This is a genomic window from Thiorhodococcus mannitoliphagus (assembly GCF_010915725.1).
Taxonomy (GTDB): domain Bacteria; phylum Pseudomonadota; class Gammaproteobacteria; order Chromatiales; family Chromatiaceae; genus Thiorhodococcus; species Thiorhodococcus mannitoliphagus.
The window spans coordinates 1-10488 of the sequence record NZ_JAAIJR010000164.1 but is presented as its reverse complement, the minus strand read 5'-3'; the positions used below and the strand labels follow the sequence as shown (position 1 = coordinate 10488).

Annotated in this window: 5 protein-coding genes; 2 read left to right on the top strand and 3 right to left on the bottom strand. The window is 65.6% G+C overall.

The features are described from left to right. Positions 1-396 precede the first annotated feature (396 nt). Together G3480_RS23180 and G3480_RS23175 are read right to left on the bottom strand one after the other, a co-directional pair. A complete protein-coding gene (locus tag G3480_RS23180) occupies positions 397-618 on the bottom strand; it encodes a hypothetical protein (RefSeq protein WP_164656529.1) in 222 nt (73 codons plus the stop codon). Positions 619-928: 310 nt separating this feature from the next. Further along, positions 929-4513: a sulfite exporter TauE/SafE family protein gene (locus tag G3480_RS23175; protein WP_164656527.1), complete on the bottom strand. Its 3585-nt coding sequence runs from the start codon at positions 4511-4513 to the stop codon at positions 929-931. A 519-nt stretch (positions 4514-5032) separates the two neighbouring features. Between G3480_RS23175 and G3480_RS23170 the strand changes: the two genes are divergently transcribed. Beyond that, positions 5033-5368, top strand: a complete 336-nt coding sequence (locus G3480_RS23170) for a hypothetical protein (protein ID WP_164656525.1) — start codon at positions 5033-5035, stop codon at positions 5366-5368. A 12-nt stretch (positions 5369-5380) separates the two neighbouring features. Here the strand turns inward: G3480_RS23170 and G3480_RS23165 are convergent, their stop codons facing one another. Further along, the gene (locus G3480_RS23165) at positions 5381-5944 is read right to left on the bottom strand and encodes an Lcl C-terminal domain-containing protein (protein WP_164656523.1); all 564 of its coding nucleotides are present in this window, start codon (positions 5942-5944) and stop codon (positions 5381-5383) included. 118 nt (positions 5945-6062) lie between these two features. Between G3480_RS23165 and G3480_RS23160 the strand changes: the two genes are divergently transcribed. Beyond that, positions 6063-10289, top strand: coding sequence for a hypothetical protein (locus G3480_RS23160; protein WP_164656521.1), 4227 nt, complete (start codon positions 6063-6065; stop codon positions 10287-10289). Positions 10290-10488: the final 199 nt, after the last annotated feature.

The following is a 10488-nucleotide window of genomic DNA, read 5'->3' as shown; positions in this document are numbered from 1 at the left end:
CGCCTGGCTGAAAGGATTTCGGGCGATTCGTACCCGTTATGTTTGCCAGTTGCAAAACTACTTGGCACTGATTCAGCTGGCTTGCGCAGAAATCTTATTCCGAAAACTCCAAGAAACCTAAAGGTGAAGCAAATTCTGTTCCGGATATCCTCTAAAGTCGCCCCTTGAGGTTTTTCAGACAGCCTCTGAGCCCGACCTCGGACATTTCGCTCGCCAAAGGATGTAGTCGGTCGGGTTGCCGAGGGTGAATCTTGGTGGGATGCGGTCTTCGCGTGGTCGAACAGAGGCAGCCCCGGTCCTCGGAGCGACCTCAAGAGTGGTTTCACCCGTCTCGCGTTTGAGGTGACGCTGACATCACGCCTACGACGACCGCCTCATTTTCTGCGCGGCTGACGCTCAGTGCTGGCACTTGCTCAGCCAACGTGCGCCGGCTGGCAGCGCCGCGACCACGAAGGAGACGCCCATCACTGCGGCACCACCGAGGACCAATAGCAGGGCAAGTTGGGCCGCCGGGACCATGATCCCAGTCGTTTCGGCAGCCAAGAGCAGCAAGACTCCCAACGCGAGCATGAGCGAGGAAGAGGTAAGGGCGCGACGCATAAGGCTGCAGGAAGTCATGATTCAACTCCAATGATCACTATATAACTATATCCTAATATATTGCTGGCAGAACTCAAGATCATCCTTCGTGAAACGTGATCTGGGTCGAGGGAATCGCGAAATTCACTAGAGTCTTTCCCGGACGTTGCCCGAGTTCGCGGGTACCTCGGAAAACTAGAATCCTTGAGGGCGCAAAATGCTTGCAGATGAGTCAAATTTCGATGAAACGTCCGACCATCCAAGGCCGTCGGAATCGGTATCGAACCGACGATAGCGATCCCGATACCGATCCCGATGGCATGACGCGTCGGTCTGAGGCGAAGCCTCGCTAGATGGGGACGGATCTCAGCGGGGCGCCGACCTCGATCGAGCGTTGCGTTACTCCGGCGCGCCCGCTGAAGATCTCCAGGTCTTCACGGATGAAGGCTCGGCAGCGCTCGCCCAAGGCGTCGCGGGGGCCGCTGAGTTCGGCGCGCAGGTGCAGCTCGGGCTCGTTCAGCCAGATGCGCAGCCAGAGTCTGAGCTTGCGCGGCTCCGGTTTGCCCCTCGTTTCAAGGGTTAGCGTCAGCTCGAAGCAGGCTGTCGAGAGTCTTGGGCGTCCTGTCTCGATGCGTGCCAGGCTGCAGCCGGGGTCTTCGCAGCGCAGTCTCAAGGCATAGCCGAGTTCGCGGTCGCAGAAGAGCAGCAGCGTGTGCTCGATCTCGGCGAGGTGCCGTTGGGCGTCGCGCACTTTGTGCGCCGCGCTCACCTCGTTCCGAAGCTGGCCGCGCAGGACAGCTCGCAGGCGGTCGAAGGCCTTGGGGAGGGTGCCGGAATGGAAGCCCCGACGCAGAAAACTGTGCAGCGTCTCGCCATGACTGCCGACCACGGCTGGCTCGACCGGAGCCTTGGCCAGATCGACACGCGTCAAGGGCTTGAGGGCGCGTCGGAGATCAAAGTCTGGCTGAAAAGCCTTGTGATTGGCGGCGTAGATCTTCCAGTTCTCCTTCAGCTCCCAGACGAGAAAGCCGCCCAGTCCCGGCAGCAGAAGCACCGTCAGGGTGATAAAGGGGAGGGCGATCCACTTGGGTAGCACCGGCTCGAGTACGCCTATCAGGAAGCCCGTAATCAATGGTAGGAAAGGCAGCATCACCTTGTGCGCGATGGTCACCACCGGAAAGTGCTTGATGGGATTGATCTGTGGCTCGACCAGCACGGTGACATAGAACTGAATCAGGGATTCGAGCAGGCGCCAGATGGGGACTAACAGCGACTTGAGAATGAGCTGAAGGATCGACTCGCCGAGATAGTGGCTGAGTCGCTCCTGAATGCGATGGAGTCCTTGCTGAAAACGCCGGGTCAGCTCCTTGAAGAAGCGCATCAGCTCGTTGACGAGGCCCAGCATCAGGGTCTGGTTCAGCCGGCGCAGAAGGCGGCCGGACGTGCTTGCCATGTCATCTAGAAAGCGCCTGCCGGCCGAGGTGTTGCGCACGAGCACGCCGAGCGCCAGGGTCAGCGCGATCATGGAGACATTGGGCTGGATCCACTCGCCGTCGATCAGGCTGGCCAGTCCGAGCACGGGCAGCATGAGCAGGGCGCCGATGAGGAAGGGCCGCAGCAGGTTGCGGTCCAACGCACGGATGATCTCGGTATCCAGCAGCCGGCTGACCGGGCGCCAGCGCAGCAGGCGCCGTAGCCCGTCATAGAAGAGCAGACGCAGGCCCCACCAGAGGCCATGCAAGAAGCCGCGCATGCCGATGCGCCCGATGCGCGTATAGGCGATGGCATTGAAGGCTAGGGCAATGCCGGCCACCGGGAGCAGGCTTGCGAACTGGAAATCTGGCTTGTCGGATGAAAAGAGTCCGATGACGACGTCGAGCGTCTTGAGCCCGAGAAATGACAGGCCGATGGGCAAGATGAGGTGGCGCAGCAGCAGACGCCCAGGAGGCGTGCCGAACAGCGGGGCGCTGAGCTGCTGCAGCCCCTTGATATAGATCTCGCCGCGCTTGTAGACGCCGGGGAGGGCGCGTGCCGCGCTGCGGTCGAAGCGTGCGAGGCGATCGCCGCGCAGCAGCTCCCGCAGCGAGAGATCCGGCAAACGCAGCACGTTGCGCGCGACGACGTCGCGCGTGTCGGTGAACTTGAGATGACGACGCCGCTTGATGACGTCGAGCAGCTCGCGCAGCAGCTTGTGAAAGGCGACCTGTTCGCGATGGGCGCTGGGCGTGAAGCCCGCGTCGCGCAAGGCGCGGCTCAGGAGCGGTTTGAGCTGTTGCTCGAGGTGATCGGAGATGCGGCTCGAGAGCGCCTGCAGGGGGGCGACGGATTGCTCCAGCTCGGCAATCGGCCAGCCGAGGCGCTCGATGCGCGCCAGCGCCCCGTCGAGTGCGCGCAGGGCCTTGAGGCTGGCCTGGAAGGGCAGGATTTGGCGGATGGGCAGGCGTCCCAGCGTCATCGCCCAGACGAAGGGCCGCAGCTGATAGTAGGTCGTCCGGCTCTCCTGGAGGACCCGCTCAAGGTCTTTGAGAATGGCTCGGCGGGTGCGTGAGCGCCCTCTGCCGAGCATGCTGGTGCCCAGACGCTTGATGAGGATACCGAGCGCCGCACCTTCGTCGGGGCTCAATTTCCACTTGGCCGCCAGCAGATCGCTGAGCGCCTCTTCGGCGTCGAGTCTGCGCTGGGTGAGAATGGCGCGAACGCCATGCGCTGCGGGAGCACAGGGCTCGCCCATGGCGAGGAAGCGCCGTTCGGCGACCGCGAGATCGCGGATGGCGGTGGCGTAGCGGTCCGCGAGTTCGGCGCGCTGGGCACGCCGCACCGCGTGACTGAAGAGCAGCAGATAGAGCGCGAGTCTGAGGCCGCGCGCGGGTCGTGGCGCGGCGTTGCGCCGGCGCGCCAGCATTGGCAGGCCAAGCACAATCTCCAGCAGCGGCGCGAGCACAGCGACGATCCAATCACGGGCGCGAACACGCCAACCCAGGCGCGGGAGCTGAAGGCCTTGCCGCAGCGCGGCCAGGCAACGTGCCTCCGGCGCCGCCATCTCTGCTGAGCCAAGCAGCGCCGTATCCTCTGCGGCTTCGGCAAGACGCTGCTCTTCATCGAGGTCCCAGGGGGCGGCAGTCGACCTGTCGCTGGCTTGTGACGGCCTGAAGTCAGGGTCCGAGCAGCCGTAGGGCAACTCGTCCGGCAGCAGCGGATAGCGCGTCGGGTGCCCGCAGCGCTGTTCTGGACGCGAACGCTCCAGCAGCTGCGGCAGGCGTCCCTTGGTCTTGGGGGGCGGTAGGCTGAGTCCGCTGGCCACCAGCCAGGCATCCAGCTGGCCCCAATCGCGAATCGCGGGGAAGAAGAAGCCGCGCACGCCTGGGCAGAAGTAGCGCAGCCGGGTGACGAGCGCCACGAATGCCCGGCATAGGGTCGCGTCATCGAGTCCGCTGGGGATCAAACCGTCGTGTTCGAGAACCTCCCGAATCTCGACGAAGCCGATCTCGCCGATGAGCGCGCGGAGCCCGTGCGGGCCGTACTCCTCTTGATCTTGGTTGTCATGCCGAGCCATGTCCCAGGCGCGCCCGACCTCGCCCTCGAAGCGTCGTGCCCAGTAGTCTCGGAGCAGCCGCGTCATGCTTGCCTCGTCCGGCTGCAGGTCGAGCGGCATGGGCAGCAGGATGATCTGCTCCGGCAGATTGAGACCCTCGATGACAACGAGCGCCTCGGGATTCTCCGACTCCAGCCCGCGCAGGAAATCGCGGCGCGGCATCAAGTAGAAGGGCAAGGGTGGGACCGAGCCGCTGTGTCCAAGGTCCTCTAGGTGCTCCGCGATGAGGCGCTCCATGGCGCGCGGGTGAAAGAGGAAGACCCCTTCGGCGGGCTTGAAGATACGCGCTCGAAAGCGCCGCGTTGCGGATTCAGTGTTTGGGGCGGGAGGCGGTGCGGACACGTGGTCAGAGGCTCTTGAGGACGAGAGTCAGTCGTTTGACCTTGGTGCGCCGTGAAAATGCCCGCACGCCGAAGCGGCGACAGGTCACTTCGTTGTGATCGGCAGAGAGTTTCCAGGTTATACTTCAAAGCTTGAGTGGATTTAGGGATAAATCCCACCTGCACCTGAAACCGGGATCATAACATGGTGTTGGCGGATCCCTGATCGGCAGTGCGCCTGGGGCGAGCGGGGCGATGAGGATGGAGCTCCCGCGTGCCGCACCCTTCTTTCTCGAGTAGACGGGATCGTGCGCCGGCGGCTGCCAGGTGGTGCGTCGATGGCTGATAGGCGTCTCCGGTGGAGATGTCGATGAAAGTCGTTCGTTCGCGACTCGAGAACAGGGCGCCTCGCCGCGTCGTCTTCGGGCGCTTGGGGTGCTCGGACATGGCGGAGCAGACCTGCCCCGCAAGGGAGCGGCGATCAATCAGCGTTCCCGAAGGACGCACTGAGTCGATCTTTATGGAGCGATGACCCGCGACTATGCACTATCGCGTCTTTTATTTGTTCGATCGCTCTGGAGATGCCATCTCTTCGGCCAGCGCCGTGGAAATGAGCGCCAAGGCCATCTGTGAGCAGCTCTTACCAAGGCTCCAAACTGCGGACGACTATCTGGGGATCATCGACGCCCAAGAGAACGTCCTGCAGGTCCTCTGCGAGCCTGACAGCGAGCGCTATTGGGTGGAACTCCCCATTGATGCCGCCAAGGCGTCCTACGGTCGCTATCTGAGCATTGATGAACTCAAGGGGTTAATGATGGCGCTCCCCGAGGTCTTCGACCGCGAGGCCATCCCCGGGCTGGAATACCGTCCCTGGTAGGCCATCGTCTTTCTAAGGCTCTTGAGTTTCCTTTAGCTCGCCCCGTACCAGGCGGACACGGCCGCTCTGCGTCTTGCCCGCCCGATAGTACTGACCCCCGAAGAAGCTCACGCACCAGGCGCGATCCAGGCCGCCCGTGTCGGTCGATGCGGACCAGAAGAGACCCGAGGGGGTATTGGGAAAGACCTGGGGGTTGATCGCGGGCCCGAAGTGGCAGCGCTCGACGATGCTCAGGAGTTCCTTGCCGCTCGGCAGGCGCCATTCTCCACCGGCTTCCTGCGCCAGCTTCTGGGCTTTGTCCCATGAAGCGGACTTGGGGCGTCCGCGGCAGCCGTTCGCTTCGGCGTCCCAGCGCTGTCCCTCGGCGCAGCGCCTCCATTCCAGTGTCGTTTCCTCGTGTCGGACCGCCGTGCCTTCCTCGATCAAGGTGAAGGCGCTCGAGGGCGTCGTCTCCTTTTCACCCGGGGCGCAGGCGTCTGTTGCACTCGGGATGTCGTCGGCCGACAGGCACCAGTGCGGCAAGGCGACGAGCAGAAGGGCGAGGCAGGCTCTTTTGACCAGGGGTGCGCTCGACATGGGGCTGTGTCTCCTCGGTGTCCGTGATGGGTGATTGCGCCCGACGCAGGCTCGGCTTGCGCCGAGTGGGTGGCGGATCCAACATAGTGCCAGCGGCTCGCCAGGGGAGGCCAACACCATGTCTCGTGACTTTGCTTCACATGCACTGACGCCGTCGGTGGTTCGTCAGAGCCGGCTCGCTTGGACGGGGGCCTTGCTCCTAACACTGCTCCAAATCGCGGGCCTCGCCAAGGGGGCCGAGCCCATGGTGCCAGTCGAGGTCGAAGCCCCGTCGCCTCAGATCACAGAGGTAGAGGTTCCGGCCGCGCTGCGTCCCTGGATTCCCTGGGTGCTGAAGCAAGGCCCAGAGGGCCAGGATCGACGTGCCTGCCCGCTCTCCGGACCGGACGGGACGAGCATCTGCGCTTGGCCTGGGCGGTTGCGCCTGGAGCTGGGTGTCGAGGGCGGTCGTTTCGAGCAGTCCTGGCAGCTCTATGCCGAGGATTGGGTGCCGCTTCCCGGGTCTGCCGAGACCTGGCCCCTGGACGTCCTCGACGGGGCTGCGGCCGCGCCCGCCGTCTTGCGTGACGGTGGTCCTGTCGTGCGGCTGCCGCCGGGCCGTCATGAGCTGACGGGGCGTTTCGCATGGCAGCAGCGCCCGGAGTCGATCGTTCTGCCCAAAGCGGCCGGACTCGTCGATCTGACGCTGGATGGTCAGGTCCAGGCACGACCGCGACTGGAGCGGGATGGTCGCCTCTGGCTGCGCGAACCGGGGCAGTCGGCAGCGGCGGCCGAGGGCGATGCCCTGAGGCTCGAGGTCTATCGCCGGGTCGATGACCTGATGCCCTTGCGGGTGTCGACCCGGCTGGAACTCGAGGTCTCGGGGCGCGCGCGCGAGGTCCAGCTAGGCCCAGTGACGCTCGCCGGCGGTATTCCGCTGAGCCTCGAGAGCGATCTGCCGGCGCGCCTGGAGCCGGACGGCGTCCTGCGCGCTCAGGTGCGTCCTGGACGTTGGCAGCTGGTGACGACGAGCTATCACCTGGGCGACGTGACCGAACTGAAGCGCGGCCCGCGCACGGCGCACTGGCCGGAGACGGAGGTGTGGGTCTTCGAGCGGCATCCGGAGCTGCGTCAGGTCGAGATCGGCGGGGTGACACCGATTGACCCGCGACAGACGCGTCTGCCGCCGGACTGGTCAAAGCTGCCGGTCTATCTGGTTGACGCGGCGGCTCGCATGCAATTGACCCAGCAGCGTCGCGGCGACGCGGAGCCCGAGCCGGATCGGCTCAAGCTGTCGCGCGAGCTGTGGCTCGATTTCGACGGCGAGGGCTACAGTGTGCGCGACCGCATCGGCGGGCAGCTCAGGCGCAGCTCGCGCCTGGAGGCGAGCACGCAGCTGCAGCTGGGGCAGGTGCGGATCGACGGGACGCCGCAGCTCATCACCCGGCTGGGGACAGCTGCCGCATCCGGCGTGGAAGTGCGCCAGGGGACGCTCGACCTGGTCGCTGACGGGCGCCTCGAATCCGAGCCCGCGCGCCTGCCCGCGTCGGGCTGGACGATGCCGCTGGAGGAGTCCCGCAGTCGCCTCCACCTCCCGCCCGGATGGGACTTGCTCGCGGTCTCGGGCGTCGACAATCTCCCGGACAGCTGGCTCTACCGCTGGACCCTGCTCGACCTCTTCCTAGTGCTGATTCTGACCGTCGGGATCGGCCGCATCTGGGGCTGGCCCTGGGGCGGACTGGCGCTGGCCGCGCTTGCGCTGACGTGGCAGGCGCCGGGCGCGCCTCAGCTGGTCTGGCTGCATGTGCTGGCGGCGGCTGCCCTGCTGCCTTTGCTCCCGGAGAAGCCGCAGCAGGCCGGGCTGTCGCGGCTGCGCTGGCTGGTCCTCTGGTACCGGCGGCTGAGTCTGGTCGCCTTGCTGGTCATTGCCCTCCCATTCCTCGTGACCGAGGTCCGTAGCGGTCTCTATCCACATCTCGAACGCACGCCCTGGGACGGCGGGGGCGGCGCGAGCTGGCGTCAGACGGGCAGCGCGGTGAGCGGGGCAGGGCAGCCGGCGGCGCCGAGCTTCATGGCCGACGAGGTGCTGGGCGAGGCCGACGTCAACCTCGCGAAGAGTCGGGCTTCGCTACCGCTCTCACGCCCCTTGGCGCCAGCGCCCAGCCCCTTGGAAAGAATCGATCCTAATGCCCAGGTGCAGACTGGCCAAGGGATTCCGACTTGGCAGTTCAAGTCCTTCGAACTGGTCTGGAAGGGGCCGGTCGATCAAGCCGAGGAGGCGCGCCTCTGGCTGCTCGATCCGGTCGGAAACCGCGTTCTCGCCTTCGTCGGGAGTCTGCTGGTGGTCTTGCTCGGCCTGCGTCTGGCGGGTGTGCTGCGCGCGCCTGGTCGAGCGGCGGGCTTGCCGGCGATGCTCGTCGCTTGCGCCTTGGCCGCGATGGTCCAGCCTGGCCCGGCGCAGGCCGAAGACTTTCCTTCGCCCGAACTCCTCCAGGATCTACGCGCGCGTCTGCTCGAGCCGCCCGCCTGTCTGCCAAGTTGTCTCGATCTGCCGCGCATGGAGATCCGCGCCACGCCTGACCAACTGACGCTCGCGCTGACGCTGGATGCTCAGGCCGGTCTCGCGGTCCCGGTTCCCGGTGGCCGCGGCGGCTGGTCCCCGAGCCAGCTGCGCCTGGACGGCGTCGTGATCGATTGGCTTGGACGGGCGCAGGACGGTCAACTCATGGTGCCGGTCCCGGCGGGTCGTCATCGCCTGATACTGAGCGGGGTACTGCCGCAAGCCAGTAGCGTGGATGTTCCGCTGCCGCTGGCGCCGCGATTCGTGACGTCGCAGTCCGAGGGTTGGCGCATCGAGGGCCTTGACGAGGCCGGTCGGCCGGGACAGCAGATCCAGTTGCTGCGTGTCGCGGATAGCCGGGACGCGGTCGAGCAGCCCTTGGCCCAGACCGCGCTGCCCACGCTGTTGCTGGTGGAGCGAAGACTGCTCATCGGCGTGGATTGGCGCGTCGAGACCAGGATTCGGCGGCTTTCCTCACGCGAGTTTCCCGCGCTCTTGCCTGTCGCGCTCTTGCAGGGCGAGCGCGTTCAGACACCCGGCACTCAGGTGGACGGCGACCTGGTGAAGGTGGCGCTTGCACCGGGTCAGATGGAGACCGGCTGGGTCTCCAGCCTGGAGCCAGTGTCGGGTCTGGAGCTGCGGGCGACGACCGATGAGCGTCTCACGGAGTCTTGGCAGCTGGACGTGAGCACACTCTGGCACCTCGAGACCGAGGGCATTCCGCCGGTGCATCAGCGCAGCGATGCGGACCGCTGGCTGCCGAGCTGGAGACCCTTGCCCGGTGAGCGGCTGCGGCTGCGCTTTACCCGGCCGGAGGCGGTGCCCGGTCCGACACTCACCATCGACCGCGTCGACTACCGCGTCGAGCCGGGTCGGCGCGGCTCGGACGCAACCTTGGAACTGAGCGCGCGCAGCAGCCAAGGCGGGCGTCATCGGATTCGCCTACCCGAGGGCGCGGAATTGAGAGCGCTTGCGGTTGACGGCCGCCGTCTCCCCTTGCCGGCCACTACCGCTGAGGTCGAGCTGCCATTGGTGCCGGGCGCGCAGCAGGTGAGGATGCTCTGGCACAGCAGTCAGCTGTTGACGGCCAGCTTCCAGCCCAGCGTGCCGGATCTCGGGACGACCGCCGTCAATGTCTCCCAGACCCTGGGTCTGCCCCCTGATCGCTGGGTGCTCATGGTCGCTGGTCCGGAGGTCGGGCCTGCCGTGCTCTTCTGGGGTGTGCTCATCGTCATGGCTGGGCTGGCCCTGGTCCTTGGCCGCAGCCGTCTCACGCCCTTGCGCGCCCACGACTGGCTGCTGTTGAGCATTGGTCTCACGCTCGCCCAGATCTGGGTGGTGCTGGTGGTGACCGGTTGGATCTTTGCCCTGGGTCTGCGGCGGCGTTTGGACGAGGGGGTAGCGCCTTGGCGATTCAACCTCACCCAGATCGGCCTGGCCTTGCTCACGATGCTGGCGCTGATGGCGCTCGTCGGGGCCGTGCAGCAAGGGCTTCTGGGCAGCCCCGACATGCAGATCGTCGGCAATGGGTCTTCGGGAACGCTCTTGAGCTGGTATCAGGATCGGGCCGGGCCCTTGCTTCCCGACCTGTGGGTGTTCTCCGCGCCCATGTGGGTCTATCGCGCCCTGATGCTCGCCTGGGCTCTATGGCTCGCCTTCCGACTGCTGGACTGGCTGCGTTGGGGCTGGCAGGGGTTCTCTCATCCACAGCTCTGGCGTGAGCGCGTCAAATCGAAGGAGCGGCCGCGCTCGAGGAAGGAACGCCGGGACCAAAAGCTCGAGGAGCAGCCCTGGACGCCGAGCTGATTACGGCTCTGGGGGGGCGGTGCTTTCCGGTGCTCTGACGTCACTGCCATTAAGTTAGGCTCCCGCGCCCGGTTTCTGCGACAATCCAGAGTTTTGCATGACCCCTTTGAAACGAGTGCAATCCCTGGAAACGACGCGGCGCCTGGTCGCCGATGAAGCGTTCAAGAATCGGCATCGTACGACGGCCAAGGCGTTCACT

Excerpts from the sequence above, each read along its gene's own strand:
- G3480_RS23180 (WP_164656529.1), bottom strand. The coding sequence starts at position 618 with ATGACTTCCTGCAGCCTTATGCGTCGCGCCCTTACCTCTTCCTCGCTC.
- G3480_RS23170 (WP_164656525.1), top strand. The coding sequence starts at position 5,033 with ATGCACTATCGCGTCTTTTATTTGTTCGATCGCTCTGGAGATGCCATC.
- G3480_RS23165 (WP_164656523.1), bottom strand. The coding sequence starts at position 5,944 with ATGTCGAGCGCACCCCTGGTCAAAAGAGCCTGCCTCGCCCTTCTGCTC.
- G3480_RS23160 (WP_164656521.1), top strand. The coding sequence starts at position 6,063 with ATGTCTCGTGACTTTGCTTCACATGCACTGACGCCGTCGGTGGTTCGT.